A 23,164-nucleotide genomic window follows, 5' to 3' on the forward strand; every position below is an offset into this window, starting at 1 on the left:
TACACCTGGCGCGGGGTGGGACGGAGGCGAAACCGGCCCCGCCCCCGTCCCGGCCCGGGTGCCTCAGGCCGGTCCGCGCAGGCGTTCCGCCTCCGCGACGAGCCATGCCGGCCGGACCATCTCGACATTGCGTCCGGCGCCCTCGGCGGCGCGGACCAGCGCGTCGGCCGCCGCACGCGCATCCGGCACCGGCCCCGCCAGTGCGGCTGCCGCCTCGGCGAGCGCCCGTGCCGCCACTGCCTCCACCGCGCCGGCGAGCTCCAGGGAGGTGGCCGCACGCTCGGCGGCCTCGGCGGCAACGGCGTGACGGGCATCGGCCCAGTGGACCCACGCGGTGTTGTAGAGGCAGACGCCCTCGGTGCGCGGGCTCTCCATCCGCGACGCCGCGGCGAGCGCGGCCTCCAGTGCCTCCAGCGCCTCCGCGGTGCGCCCCAGGGCGAGCAGGGACACCCCCTTGGCGTTCAGCGCGTAGTCCGTCGCCTCCTGGATGCCGGCGTCCCGGTAGGCCAGCACCGCCTTGTCGCCGGCCGCCACGGTCTCCTCCCAGCGGCCCATCGCGAGCAGGGCGGTGAAGCGGGCGTTCCAGGAACGCGCTTCGGTGAAGAGGTCACCCGAAGCGCGCGCGATCTCGTGCAGCCGGTCGGCGAACGCTAGGGCCGCCTTGCCGTCGCCCAGGGTGCTGTGGGCGAGGCTCAGGTCGAGCAGGACGTGTACCTCCGACTCGGCGTCGCCGTTCTCGTGCGCGAGATCACCGGCGCGTCTCAGCGGCTCCATGGCGTCCTCGAGCCGGCCCAGCTGACGGTAGGCGTCCCCGAGACCGAACAGCGCCCGCTGCAGGGCCTGCCGGTCACCGAGGCGCTCGGCCAGGCCGGCGGCCTCGGCGAACACGTCGGCGGCGTCGGCCAGCGGCCCCGCCGTCAGCCTGGCGTGGCCGAAGCTGATGAGATGGGCGAGACGGGCCCGGTCGTCGGTCAACTGTTCCTCCAGAGTCAGATGCATCGACAGGGCGGCCAGCACCGACCCGTGCCAGACCATCCACTCACCGATCGTGCCGAGCAGCAGACCGGCCTCGTCGAAGTCTCCGGCGCGTACCAGGTGGTCGAACGCGCGCCGGTGGAGCCGGATGTCGTCCAGGCCGTGCCAGTCCGCCCGTCCAGGGGCCGTCCTCGTGTACCAGTCCGCCGCCCGCCGCTCCACGGCCTGCCGCCCCAGTGCCCCTTCCCGGGGCATGGCGCCGTATGCCAGGTCGGCGTCCATCGGGTGCAGGGCGAAGGTGCGGCCGGCCCGGTTCACCGACAGCATCCGCGTGCGCAGCAGACCGGACAGGACCGGGGCGACGGCGAGACCGGGGTCGAGGCCCGCCACGATCCATTCGACGGCTTCCCGGGACACGGGCGTCCGCAGCACGGCGAGGACGTTCAGCACGGTGCGGGCTTCCGGCCCCAGTCGCTGGTACCGGTCCTCGGCCAGGCCGGCCACCACATCGCCGCGCAGCGCGAAGTCCTCCAGCACCTCCTGGAGGGTCGGCAGTGCCAGCATGTCGTCCGCCATCACGCCCACGAGCAGCTCCAGCGCGCGCGGAACCCCGTGCACATGGACCGCCGCCCTCAGCAGCTCCTCGTCGGACAGCGCGGCCACCCCGATGCTGCCGTCCTGGTCGAGTTCTCGCAGGAGCGCCACGGACTCGACGGGCGGCAGGCCGTCGGACAGTTCGATGTCGGCCGCGAACCGGCGCAGCTCCGGTGCGAGCCGCAGAGGTATCTGCGAGGTGACCAGCAGCCGGGGAGTGGAGCGGGCCCGGAAGAGGCAGTCGAGGAAGACCGCCAGCTCGTCCCCCTCGTCGAGCCTGCCGTCGTCCTGAAGCCGGTCGTCGAGGTTGTCCATCAGGATGACGAACAGTTCACTCCGCATCGCCGCGAACAGCTCACCGATCTTCTCCTGGGCGGTCCGGTCGCTCGCCCAGACCTGCAGCAGCCGCTCCCTCGTCCCGCCGCCCAGCACCTCGGCGCAGTCGAAGTAGACGCGCTCCAGCGAGATCCCGGACGTACGCGTACTGAGATTGACCAGCCCGCGCGGCAGCGGGGCCCGTACCTGGCCGGGCCACTCGCCCTGCTCCAGCATGTCCATCACCTTGGCCGCCACGGAGCTCTTGCCCATGCCCCGCCGGCCGGTGACGGTCACCACGCGGACGGCCGGGTCCGAGAGGTGGCGGCCGATGGCGTCCCGTACCTCCACACGGTCCTTGAAGAGTTCGAGGCCGTGCGTGACCGGCAGCCCGATCACCCGGGAACCCGTCGAACCGCCGCCGCCCGTCCCCGCCGAGGGCAGTTCGGCCGCCCCGGTGATCGCCAGCAGGGCGCTCAGGGCTGCTCGCCGCTCCTCGGACACACGGCCCAGGGTGTGATCGATACGGGCAGCCGTGAGCCGGCCCGCGCCTTCGTGACGGTGGTGTTCGGCGACCACTCCGACGATGCGGGCACCGGCCCACACGGCGGCGCCCGACATGCCCGACCACGGCGACACCTCGGGATCGGGGTCGGCGGCCGCGGTCTGCACGGTGATCTCCAGGGTGCCGGTGCGCAGGTTGGACAGCGCCGCCACCGTCCCGTCCGCCTGGTGGAGTTCCCGGAACTGCCTCCCGTCGGCGCCGCGCCGCCGTTTCCACAACGGGAACCCGGCCGCGTGCACCGCGACGACGGCATGCGTGTCGTCGCCGATGCGCCCGAACAGGGCGGGTGCCACCGCGGCGATCCCCGGCTCGGGACGGAAGGTCAGCACCGCGACATCGGTCCCGCTGTCCGCCCAGGACACCACGGCGGTCGCCGCCCACTGCCCCGGCCGGTCCGCGTCGAAGCGCACCCGTACTCCGGTGGCACCGTCCACCACGTGGAACGCGGTCAGTACCGCCGTGTCACCCACGCGGTAACCGGAACCGCGACGGCCACCCGCAGCCGTCGTGACGATGATCTCGGCGATCCGGTGCGGGTCCAGACCGCCGGCCGCCACCTCAGTCCTCACCGAGCAGCTCGTCGCCGGAGATCAGCGCCGTCCGGTCCGGCGCGTCCGCGAGGACCGGCTGCAGCGTGAGGGTGAGGCGCTGGGTGACCGCGGACGTGCGCTTGGCCGCCGCACTCGCGTCGAAGACCCAGAACCGCACCTTCACTCCCGGCTCCCGGCTCCTCTCCACCCCCACCGTCAGCTCCAGCTCCACCCGCTCCGCCTTGAACCGCAGACCGGAGCCCTCCCCGTCCGCCATGGCGCGGCTCAGCTCGTCCCGTAGCTGCGCGATCATGTCCGCCAACTCGACCGCATCGTCCACCAGCAGATCCCCCCACCGCTCCATGACGTCAACTACCCGTCGTACAGGCCCACATCATCACGCACGGGCCCCGGGGCGCGTCCAGCCGAGACGGAGGACCGGCGCGGCGAGGACACCGACGGCGCAGGGACGGCCGCCACGTCGGGGCGGTCGAGCGCACGGCACGGCGGCGGAGTGTCGGCCGTGTCCGGCAGCCGGACCCTGGCAGCATCGGCCGGGCGGAGAGCCCCGGCGAGAGCACCGCCGGGCCGTGGGCCCGGAGCCCGGCGCGGCTGCCCGCACCTGCATCCCGCCCGGCCGTCATCCGGCGGCCTGCCCGTACGGCGGACCCCGGCCGTGAGAGGCGGACCCATGGCACCACGCCCCCACTGGATCTTCGGCGACCAGCTCGGCCCGCACTTCCTCGACCCCCGCCACGGCGGCCCCGACGACCGGGCTCCCGTGGTCATGATCGAGGCGCGCTCGGTGCTGCGCCGACGCCGTTTCCACCGCGCCAAGGCCCATCTCGTCCTGTCGGCCATGCGCCACAGAGCCGCCGAACTCGGTGACCGGGTCACCTACATCCGGGCGGAGACGTACGCCGAGGGGCTGGAGCAGGCGGTGGGGCTCGGTGCGCCCCGGCGATCGCGTGCCACCCGCGGCAAGGACACCGACGGCACGGCGGAGCGGGTCCCCGGCGGCCGGCTGACCGTCTGCCACCCCACCTCCCGCGCGGCGCTCGCCTTCCTCGGCGGCTACGACGACGTCGAGATCCTGCCGGCGAAGGGCTTCCTGGTGGCTCAGGGCGACTTCGAGGAATGGGCGGGCCGCAGCGGAGGCCGGAGCCTGCGGCTGGAAGGCTTCTACCGCTGGGTACGGGAGCGCCACGACCTGCTGATGGACGGCGGCGAACCGGCGGGCGGAACATGGAACCTCGACCACGACAACCGCGAGGCGCCGCCCCGCGGACGGGAGACCCTGGACGTCCGCGGCCCCTGGCAGGCCCGCGAGGACGACATCGACGAGGAGGTCCGCCGCGACCTCGACCGGTGGGAGCGCGACGAGGACGTCAGCTTCGTCGGCCGGGACGGCCCGCGCCGCTTCCCCGCCACCCGGCGCGAGGCGATGTCGGCGCTCCGCCACTTCGTCACCCACCGGCTGGAGGACTTCGGCCGCTACGAGGACGCCATGCTCGCCGCCGACCCGGTGATGAGCCACAGCCTGCTGTCCGCACCGCTCAACCTCGGCCTCCTCGACCCCGCCGAATGCGTCGAACGCGCCGAGCGGGCCTACCGGAGCGGCGACGCGCCCCTGAACAGCGTGGAGGGGTTCGTACGGCAGATCTCCGGCTGGCGCGAGTACGTATGGCACCTCTACTGGCACTTCGGCGAGGACTACCGCGCCCGCAACGCCCTGCGCCACACCGCCCCGCTCCCCGACTGGTTCCTGGAGCTCGACGCCGACGCGGTCACGGCCAACTGCCTCTCCACGGTGCTCGCCCAGGTGCGGGACACCGGCTGGACCCACCACATCCCCCGGCTGATGGTGCTGGGCAGCCGTGCACTGCAGGACGGCTGGGATCCGGCCGCGGTCACGGACTGGTTCCACCGCTGCTTCGTCGACGGATACGACTGGGTGATGCTGCCCAACGTCGTGGGCATGTCCCAGTACGCCGACGGCGGCCTGATGACGACCAAGCCGTACACCTCCGGCGGGGCCTACATCCACAGGATGAGTGACCTCTGCGGCCCCTGCGCCTACCGCCCCACCGAGCGCACGGGCGACCGGGCCTGCCCCTACACCACCGGCTACTGGGCCTTCATGGACCGCCATCGCACCCGCCTCTCCTCCAACCACCGCACCGCCCGAGCGGTGAAGGGCCTCGACCGTCTGAAGGACCTGGACGAACTCCTCACCAAGGCGAAGGAGCGCGGCGCGGCACCGCCGTGACCAGGGCGTCAGAAGCACCGGACTCCAGACCGGTCCGATCGCGGCACGGCGCCGCCGGTACCGCCGCCGCACGCGCCAAGGGCCATGAGATCCGTCGGGGCGGGGAGTTGTCGGTGGCGCGTACTAGCGTGCCCGCGACGCCCGTCGACACCACGCCTTGAGGGAGGGGTCATGTCCGGAGTCCTGCCGGAGCTGCCCGCGAAGGATCTGCGCACCCTGATACCGGAGTACGCGGCCCTCGCGAGGGACGCCGTGCTCCTCGACCCGGAGCCCGGCGACCCCGGCGCGGGGGAGAGCTCGCTGGGCGGCCGGCTGTTGTGGCCGGTGGACGAGCCGTGGCCGTACTGCGCACAGGAAGGCCACTGGACGTACGGCGCCGGCCCGCGCAACACGTCCGAGATCGACCCGGGCGCGGTACCGATGGTGCCGATCCTCCAGCTGTTCGCCCGGGATGTGCCGGGACTGGACTTCCCGGAGGGCAAGGATCTGCTTCAACTGGTCTGGTGCGCACTGATACACGAGCAGGATCCCGGTCCGGTGGTGCCGCGGCTGTACTGGCGCAGCGAGGCGGACGTCGTGGCCGGCGGGCTGCTCTCCGACGCGCCCGGAGTGAACGAGGGCGAGTACGACGAGGACCACATGCCCGAGCCCTCCACGCTGTCCCCGATCGCCGCGTCCGACTGCCCGACCTGGCTCGACGTACCCGAGGGCCTGCGGGACTCCTGGGAACCTCGTCTGCGGGCGGCGACGGACGGCTCCACGTGGCCACCCGACTCCAACCTCATCGGCACGAAGGTGGGAGGGTGGCCCGCCTGGACCCAGCCCCCTCACTGGCCGGACTGCGAGTGCGGTCGCCGCATGGAGCACCTTCTGACCATCACCGGCGATGTTCAGCTGGGCGACTGCGGTGGCGTCTACCTCTTCCGTTGCCGCCAGTGCCCGGGGCTTCCGTGGGACTGGCGCTTCGACTGCCACTGACGGCTGAGGCGGACGGCAGGGAAAGGGCTCACGGGCTCGCCGTCGGCACCTCTGCGTGCCCGTTCGGACGTGACGGAGTAATGGGTGAATGAGAATGTGGTGGCACTCGGTTAAGCCGGCGTCCGAGCGATGGTGCAAATTCGACAATGTGCCGCCGAAGGGGAAAATCCCCCGCATTCGGATTCTATTGCCGATCATTGCCCGGGGCCCCGTGGAAAGCTCCCTTTACTGCCGTCCGGTCCAGTGGGATGAACCCGTCATCCGCAATTCCTTCCTGACTGCGGACGGCTCGTGCAGGGGAGATCGGGGGTGATGTCGGCATCCTGTTGCAGAAAGTTACCGAAGGGTGTGGACGCCATTTTCTGGGTGTCGCCGTACCTGCCCGCGAGAGCTCCGACTCGCGGCTGGTGCAGGGGGGTTGTCGGATGCGCCTCCTGCCGGGATTTACTCGCGTCATCGGCCGGAGGCGTCGTGGGTGCCGGGGTTCCCGTAATGGGAAGGGAGTGATCCTTTTCGTGGTAGAGTATTAATGCATTCACCGGACGTCACAATTAAAAGGGGAACGGCGTGAATACCGAGAAGGTTACGGCTCGGCGTCTGACGGCCGAGGAGATTTCGGGCCTGGGCCTGCAGGATGGCATCTTCGTCTCGGCGGGGACGGAAGGCCTTCCTCTCGACTGCTACGCCCCGGCTTTCCTTACGGAGCCGGGTAAGAATTTCGAGGGCGGCTCCTTCGTCGCGAGGACGGTCTTCGGCGAAACGATTCACGTCCTCCCGGACAACGCCGAAGAGGCCGGCATCTGGATCGCCGACAAGGCGGGGCAGGAGATCGAGGTCCTGCAGAGCGCCGGCGTCCTTCTCAACCTCGCCCTCTTCGTGCCGAACGGGACCAAGGAATCGCTGGACTCGCTCTACTCCGCCGCGCGGGACGCGTTCGGCGCGGGGGTCGTCCAGCGCTGGAGCGAGGAAGCCGTCGCGGTCCCGGACGTCAAGGTCGACCTGTACGAGGAGCCGGCCCGGGGACGGAAGAACAACAGCAGCCAGAACCGCGACCGCCGCGCCCTGGACATCTACCCGACCCGCGTGCGCTTCCTGGAGCCCAGCGAGGGATGGAAGTTCATCATCGAACCGCACCAGGAGATCGTCGACGACACGCCGACGATCTGACCTGCCGGCAGCCGCGGGGTCACATCGGAGGCGCGAGGCGCCCCGAAGTGGGGCCGGAACCTCCGCCCACTGAGCGGCTGTTGTGAGGCAGAGCCGGACGCGCCCGGCCGGGATCCCCCGGCCGGGCGTTCTGCATGGCCGGGCCGGCCGGGCAGAGGCTCTCCGGCCGGGTGCACCGGGCCCCGCGCGAGCGGCGCGACTCCGCAGGCTGTCGCGAGGACGGCGACCGTACCGGGGCGTCGCGGCGATCAGGGCCGGTAATCCCGCCTCCAGCCGTTCCATGCAGGGAAGTTCGGGTACCCGAGGGGGACGAACGCACCTACGGACGAGCATGGAGAGAACCATGGCGAAGACGAAGGCATCCGGCACCACGCGCCCGAAGGCCGCCTCGGCGGCAGGCCGGGCCGCCAAGGGCGGAGCGTCGAAGAGCAGCAGAAGGGCCGCTGCGAGCGCACTGTCGCAGACGTCCGGCAAGGCGGGCAAGGCCGAGGCGAAGACGACCACGTCCGGACCGGCCTCCGACGCGGGAAGGACGGTGCGGGCCAAGAAGCGGTCGAAGGCCGAGAAGAGCGCTGCGGCCAGTGCCCTGGCCCAGACCACACCGCGCCGGCCCGGCAAGAAGGTCCTCACGGCCGCTGCCAAGGTGCTGGCGGACAAGAAGTCGACCAAGGCGGAGCGGTCCGAGGCGGCGAGCACCCTCGCACAGGCCGCGGCGCACGCCCTGAGGTAACGCACGTTCGAGTCCCCCGGGACGCGCGGCCGGTGGGGGCACGGCGGGCGAGGCGGGCACAGCGAACCGGGGCCGCGCGACGTCCGCCGCCCCCGCCCGGCCCTCAGCCGCAGGTCGGACCCCATCGCGCCCCTCACGCCCCGCGTCTGTCGCGGAATCCCTGTGTTTGTCGCCGGCCTCCTGTGGAATCGTCCGGGACCGGTAACAGAGGGAGCCTGTCCCGGCCTTCGTATGTCTTCATGGGTGCACGGCATCGGCGGAGACGGCAAAGGGGCGGGGACATGGCACGGCACAAGGAGAGGGGATGGAACAGCAGGCTTCTCGCGGCGGCACTCGGGGTGACCGTGCTTGCCGCTGCCGCCTCGGTGTGGACCGCGCAGGCCGAACAGGTCGGAGAGCGGCCGCAGGCGCGTGACTCCGCGCCGGACACCCGGGTGGCCGAGGTGGCGGTGGACATCGCGCACGCCTCGGACCGCGGCCCGCAGGGTGTCAACATCACCATCGACGACGGGCCGGACCCGGCCTGGACACCTCAGGTGCTGCAACTGCTGAAGGACAACGGCGTGAAGGCCACGTTCTGCATGGTCGGCACGCAGGCCCAGGCGTACCCGGGCCTCGTCAAGGCGGTCGTGGCGGGCGGGCACCGGCTGTGCAACCACACGGTCTCGCACGACACCGCCATGGACACCAAGTCCGAGGCGTACCAGTCCCAGCAGATCCTGGACGCCGAACGCATGATCATCAAGGCGTCCGGTGGCGTACGGCCCCAGTACTACCGAGCCCCGGGCGGCGCCTTCACCCCGTACAGCCGGCAGCTCGCGGCATCGCACGGGATGCGGCCCCTGGGCTGGAACGTCGACACCAAGGACTTCGAACGTCCCGGCTCGGACACCATGGTCGCCACCGTCAAGAGGGAGATCGCCGACGGCCCGACGATCCTCTTCCACGACGCGGGAGGCGACCGGTCCCAGACACTGGACGCTCTGCGCGAGGTACTGCCCTGGCTCAGGGAGCAGGGGTACGCCTTCGGCTTCCCGGTGAGGTGAGAGGGGCCACCCGCACCGCCGCCGGACGACCGGCAGGATCACGGCCGGCGGAACAGCTCCGCTGCCCCCGGCCGACGGCCACGAGAAACCCTCGAGAGCCGGCCACCCCGGCTCGTACAACCAATCGGTGCTTCCGCGGGTCCTGTTCGGCGACGCCTGATCGTCATCTGTCGCCGCACACCCCTGAAGGACCCGATGAACCCAGCCGGACGCACCACCGCCACCGCCCTGGTTCTGGCCACGGCAGGCGGACTGCTCTACGCCACCGCCACATCCGCCTCAGCGGTGGCGAGCTGCGCCTCTCCCGCCTTCACACGGCAGTTCTTCGCGAACACGGCGTTCGCAGGCGCGCCGAAGAAGACGGACTGCGACTCCGCGATCGACCAGAACTGGGGCACGGGCGCACCCGTCTCCGGCGTACCGTCCAACAACTTCGGAGTGCGCTGGTCGGTTGCGCGTGACTTCGGCTCGGGCGGCCCGTTCACCTTCACGGCGTCCGCGCAGGACGGCATAAGGGTCTACGTCGACAACGTACGCAAGGTCGACCTGTGGAAGAACGTGTCCGCGACCGTCAGGAAGACGGTCGACGTGACCGTCCCCAGCGGCAGGCATACGCTCCGCATCGACTTCGTCAACTGGACGGGCACCGCGAACGTCGCATTCGGCTACACCCCGCGTACCTCCGCCGCGGTCGACAAGGTCAAGCCGCTCACCCCGACGGGCGTGGCCGTCACCCGCGACACCGCCACCGGCGCCGGCAAGCTCACCTGGTCCAGGAACAAGGAGATGGACCTCGCGAACTACCGGGTCTACCGGCGGTTGAAGGGCGCGTCGTACGGCAGCAAGCAGCTCGCCACGACCACCGGGACGTCGTACACCGACAGCACCCTGCCGAAGACCGGGGCCGTCTACTACTACGAGGTTCGTGCGGTCGACAAGGCGGGCAACGCCTCGGGCGGCAGCGCCGACCAGCCCGTCACCACCGTCGACAGAACGCCGCCCGCCGCGCCGTTCCTCGAATGGGACGCGTGCCCGGGCAACCAGCCCTACGCCGCCCCGGAACTGGTCACCACCGCCGCGAACGCCGCCGACATCGTCGTGTACGAGATGCAGAGGCTCGACGCAGTCCAGAACCGGTGGAGCACGATCTACTCCGGTGCCGAAGGTGCGGTCTGCGACACCGGCTACCCGGCCGACGGCAGCAAGGTCACCTACCGAGGCCGGGCCAGGGACGCCGCCGGGAACTGGTCGGCGTACTCCGCCGCCACGACGTTCACCACCTCCGACCGGACCCCGCCGCCCGCGGTCGAGCAGGCCCGCGTGGACTACCGGTCGGGTGTTCCGCATCTGGTGTGGTCGCCCGTGACCGGAGCCGCTTCGTACCAGGTCGTCCAGTACGACCCGGCGACCGGCGGCTACGTCGACGCCCTGGCCGCGAGCACCACCACGCAGACGGACGTGGTGCCCCGCCAGTCGGTCGCCGTCGCCGACAGCTACCGGTACGCGGTGCGCTCGGTCGACGCCAAGGGCAACGCCGCCGCGCCGGCCGAGATCACGCTGAAGATGGCCGACCGCCCGGAGGCCATCGCCGCGTTCCGGACCGACGCCGGCAGGTTCGACGAGGGCGTGATGGTCACGTGGAGCAGCGTCGACCCGTGGACCGTCGACGAAACGCCCCTCCCCTCGTACAAGATCCTCCGGACCGACACCGCGACCGGCGAGACCCGCGTCGTGGACAAGTGCAAGCCGTTCACCCCGTGGGACGAGCCGCTGGAGGACCCGAAGACCCAGTGGACCTGGACGGGCGGCGACGCCCCGCTCTCCGCCCGGAAGCAGGTCGACGGCAGCTGCTGGGACGTCCAGGGCGAGTCGGAGACGACGTACGAGTACCGGGTCGTGACGACCGACCGGTACGGACACGTCTCACAGCCGGGCCCGGCCGCCACGCAGACCACCCCGGACACCGAACGTCCCGCCCCGGTGCAGAACCTGACCGCGGAACGCGTCGCGCTCGGGGTCCGGCTGACCTGGACGCCGCCCGCCGACGCCGACATCCGCGGCTACCACGTCTGGCAGGGCGTCACGGACCCGGACAGCGGCGAGACGGTCTGGAAGGAGAACTGCTGGAGGGGCAGCTCCCTGGCCGCGACCGAGATCCTCTGCCCGACGGTCCCCGACGGCGCCACCCACGTCTACAAGGTGGCCGCCACGGACGACCGGCTCCAGCACGACGACAACCCGCTCGACGTCCTCCACCCTTCCGAGGTCTCGGTCACCCTGCCCGACACCCGGCCCCCGGGCTGGACCGAGACGGACGTCCGTGAGGACCAGTACCCGGAGCTGTATGTCGGCTGCTCCGAGAGCTCCGGCCTCGGGGACTGCTCCCGGTTCGCGAGCTACCGCGTGGAGCGCTGGGACCCGGTCACGGCCGCTTACGTCACCCTGGCCGAGGGTGCGACGGGCGGTGCCGCGTTCCACATGGACACCACGGTGCACGAGGACCGGCTCGGCCTGTACTACTACCGTGTCGTGCGCCTGGACGCCTCGGGCGCCGAGGTCGTGACCCGGTCGACGGCATACGGGATCTGGGACTCCTGGCTCTGACGGGACGTGGGACGCGGGGACCGGGCGCGGAGCGGTGCCGAAGGCCGAGGGCGCGCTGCGCTCCGGGCCCGCTCTGCGCCCCCGCCACTTGAGCAGGCCGCGAGTCACCGTGATGGCAGCGAGTGCAGTTCTGGGGCTCCGATAAGCTGATGATCGCGAACGCTGCGCGTATGGGGCAGGGCGTGACATGGAGGAGCATTCTGATGGCGACCCGCAGGATGTCCTCCGGTGTCTGGATCGTCGTTCTGCTGGCGGCCGCCCTCGCCACGATTTCCTTTCTGTCGGTGCAGGCTTCCCGGAACATTCCCGCACAGGGCACAGCGAGTGCCGATTCGAAGCCGACTCCGAAGCCCCGCCCTTCCGCCACGAAGCCCAGGACCTACCCCGTTCCCGACAATTCCGGAACCGGGCGCCGGGTCGTGTACTCGCTCTCCCAGAAAAGGGTGTGGCTGGTCTCCGAGCGCGAGTCCACCGCCCGTACCTTTACGGTGTGGCCGGGCAATGTGCCCCCGGCGGAGGGGAAGCATGCGGTGACCTTCCGCCGCGCGGAGGGCACGGGCAGCGACGGTGTACGTATCCAGCACGCGGTCTACTTCGGGGCGCGATCAGCCTTCTCCCACGCGGTTGACGGGGCTTCTCCCGCACCCGACAGCACGGTGAAGACCGGCGCGATTCGCGAGAGTGTCGCGGACGGGACGGCGCTGTGGGATTTCGCTGCGAAGGGGACGTTCGTTCACGTCGTCGGCTGAGCGGAACCGGCCCCGCGCGGTACGAGCGCTGAGCCCCGGTACGACAGCAGGGCCCGGACCGCGCGCCGCAGTCCGGGCCCTGCCCCGTGCCCCTGTGCCGTGCCCCTTCGCGGCGGCGTCGTGTCAGCTCTGCTCGGTGTCGTCGCCCGCCTGCTCGGCGCCCCCGGCCGCGCCCGTCTTCTCGCGCATCTTGCGCACGAGCTCCGCCCTCTGGTCGGCGGCATTCTGGCGGTCGAGGTTGCGGTGCGGACCGTTGTTCTGCCGCTCGGCGCGGGACAGCTTCTTGCGCTGGCCGCCGCCCATGCCCACGGGGTTGTTGATGTTCTTGCTGTCGGTCACGGGTTCTCCCGGAATGATGTGAAGTGATCTACGGATCCGTCGGTGGATGACGGGCGTGGCGACGTCAAGGGACGTCAGCAGGGGCCCATCACGCTCTCACTCGAGAATCGGCGCCTGGAAGAACACGTCGAAGACGTTACCCGGTTCCGCCGGGCCCGCACGCCAGGCCTTCGCTCGTCGGCCGGGCTCCTGGCCGACGGGCGCTCTGTCCGCCGGTTCCTTCCGGGGATCTCCGCACCCGCCGGTGCTCGCCGCCTGCCGGGACAGGTCGGGATGGACGTGACGGGGCCGCCGTGGGCGTGGTCGGTGGCCGCGAGCACGGCGACGGCATGTGCACTGAACCGCGCGCCCGGCACACACCGAGGCGATAGCCGGGCGGTCGTTGCCTTGTCGCAGGTGCCCGACCGTCCCTCGGTCACCTTGGCCGGCCTCTTTCCCGCACATCTGCGGGAGGTTACCTCTCACCCGAACACTGCAAAGTCTGTGCTGGGGGGAGTAGACATTGGGCTGTGGTGTGTCTATGGTTTCTCTCGTAACCAGAAGGACAGCAGGGCCCAGCAGGGACGAACTGCTGGGCGGAATGACCCGCAGTTGCATGCGCAGGACGGGCCGGTGGTGGAGTCGCGAAGCCAGTGTTTCGTGTAGGTCGGCGACGGGACTGACAACCGGACCGGGTGGCCCGCAGTGATGAGGGGCCGCCGCGAGCAGTACCGCAGTACCAGCAGTAGGCAAGTGAGTGACCCAGAGGGAAGAACGGAGGAATCAGGCGCCATCAGGATCGCCCGGGCGGAAGCCTTGAGCCCGGGTACCGCAGGACATCGATAGTGAGGTGGTCTCCGGTCAAGCAACCGCGATCCCCGCACCCCCGACCACAGCATTCGAGTCGGGCACGCGGAAACAGAAGGCCGGCGCAGTCACAGGGCCGGCAGATGGTGTAGCAGTTCCTTCGGGGCCTTGGTGCCGTACGGCACCAAGGCCCCTCCACGCGTTCCACGAGAGAGGTGCAATGACAGCAGACGACTCCTTCGGACGTCTCGACGACGACGACTACCCCGCCTACACCATGGGCAGGGCCGCCGACATGCTCGGCACCACCCAAGGCTTCCTCCGCGCCATCGGCGAAGCCCGCCTCATCACCCCACTGCGCTCCGCGGGCGGCCACCGCCGCTACTCCCGCTACCAACTGCGCATCGCCGCCCGCGCCCGCGAACTCGTCGACGGGGGCACCCCCATCGAGGCCGCCTGCCGCATCGTCATCCTCGAAGACCAGCTCGAGGAAGCCCAGCGCATCAACGCCGAGTACCGCCGTACCGCTGAATCGGCGAAGCCCGCGACCGCGGCCGAAGACGGCTGACCGGCGGGCTCCACGCAGGAGCTGGTGGCCCGCCCCTGCGTGCTGGAGCGTCCTCCGAGCTGCGCGGGCGGGCGAGACGGCGGCTCGCGGTTTCGCGTGGCCTCGCTACTGGGGGCCGTGCCAGTCCAGGCACAGGACGGTGGCGTCGTCTTCCGGGGGGTGGTCGTCGTAGGCATCGGCGACCGCGGCGACCAGAGCACGCACGGCCTCTCGCGGGTGCTCGGTGGCTGTGGCACGGATGAGGCCGGGGAGATCCACGGTCTTCGCCTCGCGCTCCTGCATCCCGTCGGTGTGGAGCACGAGGCGGTCACCGGGGCGCAGATCGAGGTCTTGCACCTGATAGGCGCCCTGCAAGGTGATACCGAAGGGCATGTCCGCCGCAAGGGGCAGTTGGTCGACTGTGCCGTCGCGCAGCCGCAACGGCTGGGGGTGGCCGGCGTTGACGAACTTGGTGCTGGTCCCGTCCAGGGCGATGCGTAGCAGTTGTCCGGTGGCGAAGGCGGGTTGCCCGTGGTCGAGGAGGGCCTGGTGGATCTGGCGGGCCTGTTCGGCGAGGTCGGTTCCGGCGCGGCGGGCGCCGCGGGACGCGTTGACCAGGAGGGTGGCGGTGAGTGCGGCGTTGACGTCGTGGCCCATGGCGTCGGTGACGGACATATGAAGGGTGTCGTTGTCCAGGCTGTAGTCGTAGGTGTCGCCTGCGATGTCGGAGGCCGGGACCAGCGCGCCGGCGAGGGTGAAAGCGGTGGCTTCCAGGGAGGCGGCCGACGGTAGGAGTTGGCGCTGGATTTCCGCGGCCAGGCTGACCGAGGTGGTGCGATTGCCCCAGTGGTAGAGGTCGGTGAAGCGACGGTCGGTGACGACGATGTACGCCAACGCGTGCGCAGCCGCCTCGACCTGTTCCAGCACGTCCTGCGTGACGTGATCGAGGAACAGCTCCAGGACGCCGATGGTGTCGCCGCGGTTGGTGACCGGTGCGAGCACCCGCCGCCCCTGTTCCCCTTCCGGAGCCTGCACCAGCCGCTGGGCGCGCAGGACCTCGTCGTAGAGGCCGCTGTCGGCGAGGGGTACTTGTTCGGCGCGGCGCTCCTGTGACTCAGCCGCGGTGTCGTTCACCCGCAGGAGGCGCCGACCGACGACGTCGACGAACAGGAACGACACGTACCGGGCGCCGAACCGGTCTCGCAAATTGCGCGCCACGACGTCGATGGAGTCCGCCGGAGCTGCGTCCTCCGCCGCCGCCAGCACCTCTGCCAGTCTCATTCGATCACGTGTCACATCAGCCTCCTGGAACCGCGGACTCTCCTGCTCGCGGCATGACAGTACGTGCCCCTTCTCTTACGCTGCGCGATATCCGCCAGGCCCTTCGTCCCGCCGTCCAGCCCGTCCTGCCGGTCCACTCCGGCCGACTGCCCGCAGCGGCGGGGGATTGTGAAGTGGGAACGGTGTTGACCGGACCGCGTGCCGCGTCCGACCGACCCGACGGCGATCTGCCGGGTGACAACGGCGGCGACGGCGGGACGGGATGTCGAATGTGTCGAGTCTGTGCGGGAGATGAGGTCGCTGGCGTGCCGCGCCCGTGTGGCAGCGATTCATTGATCTCACCTGGACGGCGGCAGGAGAGCATCCGGGACGGGGTCTGGTCACGGGCGCGACTGAAACCTTGCGTCATGTGAGTTAAGGAAAGACGTGCACCGGAGTGAATAGGCTTATGGTCAACACTTTCCCCATCTCTGATTGTCACTTTATTGGGGTGTCGTTTTCGCTCGCATTTCTGGCGTCGTGTCCGGGGTGCGGAAAATTGCTGCGCAATATTCGGCGGAAACGTGACGGCTGCTCGGACGTTTGGCTGGGCCGGGTGCGCCGTGGACCACGACTCTCCGACAGGAAATGGCCTCTCGATGAAGTTGAAGATCCCTAAGCCGGCTTCCCGCCGAGCCCTCTCCGGCTGGCTTGCCTCGGGGCTTGCCGCGACCGTTGCCGGTGTCATGGTCGCCGTGACACCGACGCAGGCGCTGGCCATCGCGACTCCCGTGCCGTTGGGCACGGCTGCCTCGTACTCCGTTCTGGCGGGTGAAAGGGTCACGAACACGGGGCCCTCGGTCATCAGCCAGGATCTCGGGGTGAGCCCGGGGACGGCTATCACCGGGTTCCCGCCCGGGCAGGTGCTCGGTGCGGTGCATTCCGCGGACGCCGCGGCGCTGCAGGCCAAGAGCGATCTTGTCGTGGCTTACAACAACGCGGCCGGCCAGGCTACGGACTTCGCGCTCGCGGCCGGTATCGGGAACGGCGACACGCTGCTGCCGGGTGTGTACACCGCGGTGTCGGGTGTGGGACTCACCGGTGACCTGATTCTGGATGCCGGGGGGAACCCGAACGCGGTCTGGGTGTTCCAGATTCCCGAGGCCCTCACCACGGCGTCCTCCAGTCGCGTGCTTCTGACGAACGGCGCGTCCGCCTGCAACGTGTACTGGCAGATCGGCAGTTCGGCCACGCTGGGTACCACCTCCACGTTCGTCGGCACGATCATGGCTCTGACCTCGATCAGTGTGACCACGGGGACGAACATCCAGGGCCGTGCGCTGGCCCGCAACGGTGCGGTGACGCTCGACGACAACCGGATCTTCCCCGGCACGTGCTCGACCACGACCACGGGCGGAACGACGACCGGCACCACCACCGGTACCACCACTGGAACCACGACCGGTGTGCTCGGTGGGGTGCTGGGTGGCGTGACGACCGGCGGTGCGACGACAGGCGTGGTCGGCGGTGTCCTCGGAGGCGTTTCGACCGGGGGTCTGGTCGCCGGCCAGGTGACCGGCGGTACGTCCGGGAACATCTCCGGCAACACCTCGGGGAACGTCGCGGGCAACACGACCAGTGGTAACACCGCGGGCAACACGACCGGCGGTAACACCGCGGGCAACACGACCGGCAACAACACCGCGGGGAACGACACCGGCGGTAACGGCGGAGGGCCGGGCGGCCCCGGCCACGGCGGTCCGGGCAACGGCGGTCCGGGTCACGGTGGCCCCGGCCACGGTGGACCGGGCAACGGCGGTCCGGGTCACGGTCACGAGGGTGGACCGGACAAGGGACACGAGGGTCGACCCGACCACGGTCCCGAGGGCAAGCCCGGGCACGGTCCCGAGGGCAAGCCCGGGCACGGTCCCGAGGGCAAGCCCGGCCGCGGCGGCGACGACAAGCACGGTGAGCACCACGGCTACGGGGACAAGCCCGACGAGCAGGGTGGCCCCGAAGGTCACGCGGGCTAGGTCGCGGGCCTGACGCGGCGGTTCCGAGGCTCACGGGGGCCAGGTCTCGGACTGACCGCGGGCATCGAATGACTGGATGACAGCTCGACGGCATGCGGCAGATTCCTCTTTCTGTCGCATGCCGTCAGTGGTATTCGCGACAGCGGCATTAAATGCGAGAGTTGGCATGAGAAGAACTGGGTGGGCGGTGTCCGGCCGAATGCAAGCAGTGGACACGGAAGAAGCGCAACAGCCCGAGTCCGGCGTGCCGGGCGCCTGTATCAAGGGGGAGGGCGCGTCACCGAAGCGGGAGAAAGCTGCCCGTGCCCTGAACAAGGGCCTGTTTACCGTGGTGCTCATGTGTCTGGTGACAGCGCTGACCCACGTCATCATGGTTTTCCTCCATGTGGCACCCGCGAATCCTGTATCGAAGCGGTACAGCCCGCAGGTGAACGCGTGGGTGTACCCCCTGTTCGAGCAGAACTGGCGGCTGTTCGCCCCTGATCCGGACTCCGCCAACCGGCAGATCCTGGCGAGGACGTCGCACACCGCCCCGGACGGATCGGTCCGGGTGAGCGACTGGTTCGACCTGGCCGCAGTGGATTCTTCGGCAGTCGAGCACAACGTGTTCCCGAGCCACACGACGCAGAACCTGTTGCGCCGGGCGTGGACGACCTACGTCGAACTGCACGGTGGCGACGACGCGGCGAACTCGGAACGGGCCGTGATGTTGCAGCAGTACCTGCGCAACATCGCCGCTGACCGTTTCGCGCACCACAACAGCGATCCGTTCGAGTTCATCCAGCTTCGTGTCCTGACACTGCCCATCGCGGCTCCCGGCACGGCGGCTTCGAAGCGTCCGCCCGTACCGGTCGAGAACCGGCTTCTGCCCTGGTGGAAGGTGACCCCACATGGGATCTGAGCAGATCACCCCGTTCCCGTCCCAGGCCGTGCCCTCCGACGGGCCGCCGGGACAGACGGCCACGGACATCGGTGTCGTCCGGTGGCTGAGTGACCGCACCGGCACGTTGTGGGCTCTGGTGACCGGCCGCCCGGTGTCCCTGTACGCGGCCGCGGTACTGCGCATCGGTTACGGGCTGCTGTACCTCGCCTTCCTCCTGCGTGAGTTCCCGCACCGGAGCGAGATCTGGGGCCCCGCCTCGCCGTGGACATCCGAGCTGGCACAGCAGCTCTTCGAGCAGTCGGGCTGGAACAGCATCCTGACGTTGTCCGGCAGCCGCACCTACTTCGAGCTGTGCTACGCGGCGGCCGTAGCGACGTCCGTCCTCTTCACGCTGGGCTGGCGGACCCGCATCATGTCCGTCCTGTTCGCCGTCGTGGTGGTCTCCTTCCACGCGAGAGCGATCTTCATGACGGACGGGGGCGACAATCTGATCCTGCTGATGGCCCTCTACCTCGTCCTCACCGCATGCGGTCGGCGCTGGTCCCTCGACGCGCGCAGAAACCGGCGGGCCGTCGTACGAGCGGGCACGACACCGCCGCCTGTGAAGACCTTCTGGCTGCAGCAACTCACCGACGCACGGGTCACGCTGACGACCGTCGTACACAACTGCGGACTCTTCGTCATCGCAGCCCAGGTCTGTCTCCTGTACGGAGCGGCCGGCCTGTACAAGGTGCAGGGCCCCTCCTGGGGAGGGGGGACCGCCATCCACTACGTGCTGAACCTCGAACTCTTCCAGCCCTGGCCCGCGCTCTCGCATCTCGTGGACCAGTACCCGACCGTGATCGCGGTCGCCAGCTACGTCACCGTGCTCCTCCAGGTCGCCTTCCCCTTCGTGCTCTTCGGCAGGCTGAAGTACCCCGTGCTCGCCATGCTGCTGGGCATGCACATCGGCATCGCGGTCCTCATGGGACTCCCCCTGTTCTCCGGGGCCATGATCGTGGCCGACGCGGCGTTCCTCCCGGACCGCTTCTACATGTTCCTGGCCCGCTGCGCCCGGCGCATGGCCACGCGAGCCGGCCTGAGACGGTCCAGCCCCTCAGAAGGGCCCGACTCCCGGTCCGTACCTCCACAGTTCAGAAGTGGCTCACCCACCTCGGGCCGGCAGACCACCCCAGGTCAGGAGCGCCCGGCCTCAGCCGGCAAGGACAAGCTGGTTCCCGACCCGCGTTGAGCCCCCGGCACCGCCCTGTCGTACGGCAACCACCCGACCGACGCACGGATGTAGAACTGCCGGTGCCACCACGGACCGGCAAGAGGGCACCGCGATTCGACAGGGCTCGATGGTCGTGGCCCTCCTCCCTGCGGGCAGGAGGGCCGGGGCCCGTCGGGCCCCACGGCGCGTCCCGCGTCCCGTAGACACGCCGCATCTCGATCGCATCGCGCCCGACGCGCAACTGGCGCCGACCATTGCTCCCCAGGTGGGCGTACACGCTGGATCACTCCCCCGCACAGGGAAGTTCACTCAGACAGGATGGGCCGATGCCTCCGCAATCCGTACTCTCCGTGCTGGTCTACGACGGTGACTGCGCTTTCTGCACCACCTCGGTGAGCTACCTCATGCGCCGCCTCAGGCCCAAGTGCACTGTCACACCCTGGCAATTCACCGACCTCGACGCCCTCGGCGTCACCCGGCGGAGAGCCCAGCACGAACTCCTGTACATCTTGCCGACAGGCACGGTGTACGGCGGCGCACAGGCCGTCGCCAAACTCCTGCTGCGTGCGGGCGGCATCTGGGCCTGGCCCGGCGGGCTGCTCACGTTGCCACCGGTGCGCTGGATCGCCCACCGCATCTACCGAGTCATCGCCACCCACCGTGACCGGATGCCCGGCGGCTCACCGACCTGCGCGTTGACGGCCGATCACCGCCTGGGTTGATCTGTTGCACCTGTTGACACCGCGGTTTCCGGTGGGCGGTGGAAGCCGTGGCAGTCGCTGACCGAGGACCGGCATCCCTCTCGGTCATCACACAGAGTCACCTGATGTTACGCCGTATGGGTGGATCCCTCCACGCGCTTGTGTCACCACCTCGGCACAGCGATGCACAATGCGCTCAAGACTTGATCTTGGCAGCCTGTAGAGCAGCAGTGCGCCCATTACGCCCGGAGATGCACTACCCGTGGTTTCGAGGATGAGCCCCACCGTCAGGAAGCGCCGCCTGGGAGCCGAGCTCCGTCGACTACGCATCGAATGCGGACTGACCGGCGGGCAGGTCGCCCAGCGCCTCCTGATCTCCCAGCCGAAGATCAGCCGCATGGAGAACGGCCACTGCGCCATCAGCCCCCGCGATGTCCGCGACCTGTGCGCGCTCTACGGCGTTACAGACCAGCAGATACTCGACTCCTTGATGCGGATGGCGAAAGAATCCGCACAACAGGGCTGGTGGAATGCCTACGGCGACATCCCCTACAGCATCTACATCGGCCTGGAGACCGACGCACACTCCATCCGCTCCTTCGCGCCCATGGTCATCCCCGATCTGCTGCAGACCCCCGGCTACGCCCAGGCAGTCATCGAGGAAACGATCCCGCTGATCACCGTCGAGCAGGCATCCAACCGCCTGAAGGTGCGACTGCGCCGCCAGCACCGGATCTACGACCACGCCGACCCGCTGCGCCTGTGCGTCATCCTCGATGAATCAACGCTACGTCGAGTCGTGGGCAGCCCCGGCCTCATGCGCGAACAACTGGAGCACCTGAACGCACTGAGCGCCGAGCCGCACATCACTGTGCAGGTCCTCCCCTACAGTGCGGGTGCCCTCCCCGGTGCCGTAGGACAGTTCTCGACCCTGAGTTTCGCGGACAGCCCCGAGGCGGGCGTGGTCTACCTCGAAGGATCAACCAGCGACCTCTACCTGGAAAAACGATCCGACCTGGAGCATTACGAGGTCATCCACGCCCACCTGCGGGCTCGGGCGCTCAGCACCGACAACACCCGGCACTTCATCTCCGGCCTCATCGGGAGCTACGACGGCACACGTGGCTGAGTGCCGCTGCGCCGTCGGGCGCGGGCACCGGGTAACGGCGGCCGGCTGTCGAGTGGCCGAGTGTGGTTCAGAATCACCTCGGTGTCGGCGATGGTCAGGCATTTGGCGTTGCCAACAGTGTGAAGACCGCGGACGAGGAAGGCGTAGTCGGTTCCCTCATCTTCACGGCCGGCAGGGTCGGTGACGATCAGGCGTGCGGAGAGCGGGTCTGTTTCCAGAGTGGTGACCTGCTACCCGGCGTTGCCCAACCTGATCGTTGGCGAGCCTTCCAGGGTCAGCCGCCATGCGGTCGACACGACCCTCCCCGGAGGTGCCGCATCGCTCGTGATCTCGACCTGCGAGCAGCGGACCTCAGTGACTTGATCTTCGGCTTGGTGGTCTTGGCTCAGGAGGGCGGGCGCGGTGGTGCCCGTAGTGCAGCCGCCTCCCGGAGGCCGCAACTCTCAGTCGTGCGTTGAGCCTGCCATTGCACTTGCGGAGGAACGTTCCATCGGGATGGTGTGGCGCCAATCACAGGGCATATATGGGAGTTGGGGCATACGGAGGGCACGGCGGCCCCTAGAGGTCTAGACAACGACGAACCCCCAGGCCGATGACCTGGGGGTTCGTGGAAGAGCGGGTGACGAGAATCGAACTCGCGCTCTGAGCTTGGGAAGCTCATGTTCTACCATTAAACTACACCCGCGAAGCGCGCCGATCATCGGCAGTGCAACGCCCATACTGTACCCCATCCCAGGCCCCCGGCGTGTTCGCCGCGGGGCCTGCGTGTTGTCCCGGGGTGTGGATGCGGTTGCGCGCGGCCGGAGTTGAGGGCGTAGCGTGAGCGGTCGGAGTGCCGCGTGGAGTGGCGTCCTGTTCATCCCCTAATGTGGCGGTCTCGTCCATGGCGTGTTGGGGAAGGGACTTGATGGAGTCGATGGAGCGCACCGTCGTCCGCTGTGCCGAAGGGCATGTTTTCGCTACCTCGTCGTTCCCGATGCAGCAGCTCGGGCCCGACCGGATCGGCCCCGGGCGGCTCATCCGCTGCCCGCGCTGCGCTCGGTTGCGGCAAGTGGTGCCTGTGTCGTTCGAGCGGCGGTAGTGGCGGCAGGCGGAACCGGGACATAGGTGGGGCAGGCGCGCGGGGCGGTCCGGTTGGGGCGGGCCCGCGCGTTCTGCGTATCCTCGGACCGTGCTTCTCTCAGATAAGGACCTCCGGGCCGAGATCGATGCCGGGCGGGTTCGCATTGACCCGTTCGACGCTTCGATGGTGCAGCCCTCGAGCATCGATGTGCGGCTTGACCGTTACTTCCGGGTGTTCGAGAACCACCGCTATCCGCATATCGATCCCTCCGTCGAGCAGGTCGACCTGACCCGTCAGGTCGAGCCCGAGGGCGACGAGCCGTTCATTCTCCATCCGGGGGAGTTCGTCCTGGCCTCGACGTACGAGGTCATCTCCCTTCCCGACGACCTCGCGTCGCGGCTGGAGGGGAAGAGTTCGCTCGGGCGGCTCGGGCTGGTGACGCATTCGACCGCCGGTTTCATCGACCCCGGTTTCTCGGGTCACGTGACGCTGGAGCTGTCGAATCTCGCGACGTTGCCGATAAAGCTCTGGCCGGGAATGAAGATCGGGCAGCTGTGCATGTTCCGGCTGACGTCCTCCTCCGAGTTCCCGTACGGATCCGAGCGGTACGGATCGCGTTATCAGGGCCAGCGCGGGCCGACGGCCTCGCGTTCCTTCATGAATTTCCATCGGACTCAGGTGTGATACG

Annotated in this window: 18 protein-coding genes and 1 tRNA gene; 14 read left to right on the forward strand and 5 right to left on the reverse strand. The window is 69.5% G+C overall.

What is annotated here, in order from left to right; all coding sequences use genetic code 11:
- Nucleotides 1-63 precede the first annotated feature (63 nt).
- Together OG206_RS17375 and OG206_RS17380 are read right to left on the reverse strand one after the other, a co-directional pair.
- Nucleotides 64-3,018, reverse strand: coding sequence for a trypsin-like peptidase domain-containing protein (locus tag OG206_RS17375; protein WP_327117037.1), 2,955 nt, complete (start codon nucleotides 3,016-3,018; stop codon nucleotides 64-66).
- Entirely contained in the window at nucleotides 3,008-3,343 is a 336-nt protein-coding gene (locus OG206_RS17380) for a trypco2 family protein (RefSeq protein ID WP_327117039.1), read from the reverse strand. The genes OG206_RS17375 and OG206_RS17380 overlap by 11 nt, the downstream gene beginning before the upstream one ends.
- Nucleotides 3,344-3,670: 327 nt before the next feature.
- Here OG206_RS17380 and OG206_RS17385 point away from each other — a divergent pair, with 327 nt between their 5' ends.
- The 7 genes from OG206_RS17385 (at nucleotide 3,671) to OG206_RS17415 (ending at nucleotide 12,522) form a co-directional block, all read left to right on the forward strand.
- Nucleotides 3,671-5,248, forward strand: a complete 1,578-nt coding sequence (locus OG206_RS17385) for a cryptochrome/photolyase family protein (protein WP_327117041.1) — start codon at nucleotides 3,671-3,673, stop codon at nucleotides 5,246-5,248.
- Nucleotides 5,249-5,419: 171 nt separating this feature from the next.
- Nucleotides 5,420-6,226: a hypothetical protein gene (locus tag OG206_RS17390; RefSeq protein ID WP_327117043.1), complete on the forward strand. Its 807-nt coding sequence runs from the start codon at nucleotides 5,420-5,422 to the stop codon at nucleotides 6,224-6,226.
- 567 nt (nucleotides 6,227-6,793) lie between these two features.
- A complete protein-coding gene (locus OG206_RS17395; protein ID WP_327117045.1) occupies nucleotides 6,794-7,393 on the forward strand; it encodes a hypothetical protein in 600 nt (199 codons plus the stop codon).
- Between the two features lie 343 nt (nucleotides 7,394-7,736).
- Entirely contained in the window at nucleotides 7,737-8,123 is a 387-nt protein-coding gene (locus OG206_RS17400) for a hypothetical protein (protein WP_327117047.1), read from the forward strand.
- Nucleotides 8,124-8,404: 281 nt separating this feature from the next.
- A complete protein-coding gene (locus OG206_RS17405; RefSeq protein ID WP_327117049.1) occupies nucleotides 8,405-9,169 on the forward strand; it encodes a polysaccharide deacetylase family protein in 765 nt (254 codons plus the stop codon).
- Nucleotides 9,170-9,364: 195 nt separating this feature from the next.
- On the forward strand, nucleotides 9,365-11,773 hold the full coding sequence (locus OG206_RS17410) for a PA14 domain-containing protein (RefSeq protein WP_327117051.1): 2,409 nt from the start codon (nucleotides 9,365-9,367) through the stop codon (nucleotides 11,771-11,773).
- 122 nt (nucleotides 11,774-11,895) lie between these two features.
- A complete protein-coding gene (locus OG206_RS17415) occupies nucleotides 11,896-12,522 on the forward strand; it encodes a hypothetical protein (RefSeq protein ID WP_327117053.1) in 627 nt (208 codons plus the stop codon).
- Between the two features lie 123 nt (nucleotides 12,523-12,645).
- Here the strand turns inward: OG206_RS17415 and OG206_RS17420 are convergent, their stop codons facing one another.
- Nucleotides 12,646-12,861: a DUF6243 family protein gene (locus OG206_RS17420; RefSeq protein WP_327117055.1), complete on the reverse strand. Its 216-nt coding sequence runs from the start codon at nucleotides 12,859-12,861 to the stop codon at nucleotides 12,646-12,648.
- A 1,006-nt stretch (nucleotides 12,862-13,867) separates the two neighbouring features.
- On the opposite strand from OG206_RS17420, the gene OG206_RS17425 reads away from it, so the two are divergent.
- Nucleotides 13,868-14,215: a MerR family transcriptional regulator gene (locus tag OG206_RS17425; protein ID WP_327117057.1), complete on the forward strand. Its 348-nt coding sequence runs from the start codon at nucleotides 13,868-13,870 to the stop codon at nucleotides 14,213-14,215.
- Nucleotides 14,216-14,320: 105 nt separating this feature from the next.
- Here the strand turns inward: OG206_RS17425 and OG206_RS17430 are convergent, their stop codons facing one another.
- Nucleotides 14,321-15,475, reverse strand: a complete 1,155-nt coding sequence (locus OG206_RS17430; RefSeq protein ID WP_442805854.1) for a PP2C family protein-serine/threonine phosphatase — start codon at nucleotides 15,473-15,475, stop codon at nucleotides 14,321-14,323.
- Between the two features lie 638 nt (nucleotides 15,476-16,113).
- Here OG206_RS17430 and OG206_RS17435 point away from each other — a divergent pair.
- The 5 genes from OG206_RS17435 (at nucleotide 16,114) to OG206_RS17455 (ending at nucleotide 21,413) form a co-directional block, all read left to right on the forward strand.
- Nucleotides 16,114-17,487, forward strand: a complete 1,374-nt coding sequence (locus OG206_RS17435) for an ice-binding family protein (protein ID WP_327117061.1) — start codon at nucleotides 16,114-16,116, stop codon at nucleotides 17,485-17,487.
- 118 nt (nucleotides 17,488-17,605) lie between these two features.
- A complete protein-coding gene (locus tag OG206_RS17440; RefSeq protein WP_327117063.1) occupies nucleotides 17,606-18,388 on the forward strand; it encodes a DUF5819 family protein in 783 nt (260 codons plus the stop codon).
- Nucleotides 18,378-19,601: an HTTM domain-containing protein gene (locus OG206_RS17445; RefSeq protein WP_327117065.1), complete on the forward strand. Its 1,224-nt coding sequence runs from the start codon at nucleotides 18,378-18,380 to the stop codon at nucleotides 19,599-19,601. Before OG206_RS17440 ends, OG206_RS17445 begins: the two co-directional genes overlap by 11 nt.
- Nucleotides 19,602-19,909: 308 nt before the next feature.
- The gene (locus OG206_RS17450; protein WP_327117067.1) at nucleotides 19,910-20,305 is read left to right on the forward strand and encodes a thiol-disulfide oxidoreductase DCC family protein; all 396 of its coding nucleotides are present in this window, start codon (nucleotides 19,910-19,912) and stop codon (nucleotides 20,303-20,305) included.
- A gap of 253 nt (nucleotides 20,306-20,558) precedes the next feature.
- A complete protein-coding gene (locus OG206_RS17455; protein ID WP_442805855.1) occupies nucleotides 20,559-21,413 on the forward strand; it encodes a helix-turn-helix domain-containing protein in 855 nt (284 codons plus the stop codon).
- A gap of 614 nt (nucleotides 21,414-22,027) precedes the next feature.
- Here OG206_RS17455 and OG206_RS17460 read toward each other — a convergent pair.
- Nucleotides 22,028-22,098 (reverse strand) — tRNA-Gly (locus tag OG206_RS17460).
- A 486-nt stretch (nucleotides 22,099-22,584) separates the two neighbouring features.
- On the opposite strand from OG206_RS17460, the gene dcd reads away from it, so the two are divergent.
- Nucleotides 22,585-23,160 (forward strand): dCTP deaminase, encoded by a 576-nt coding sequence (dcd, locus tag OG206_RS17465; RefSeq protein ID WP_327117071.1) that lies wholly within the window; start codon nucleotides 22,585-22,587, stop codon nucleotides 23,158-23,160.
- Nucleotides 23,161-23,164: the final 4 nt, after the last annotated feature.

It is taken from the genome of Streptomyces sp. NBC_01341, from assembly GCF_035946055.1.
In the GTDB taxonomy this organism is placed as follows: domain Bacteria; phylum Actinomycetota; class Actinomycetes; order Streptomycetales; family Streptomycetaceae; genus Streptomyces.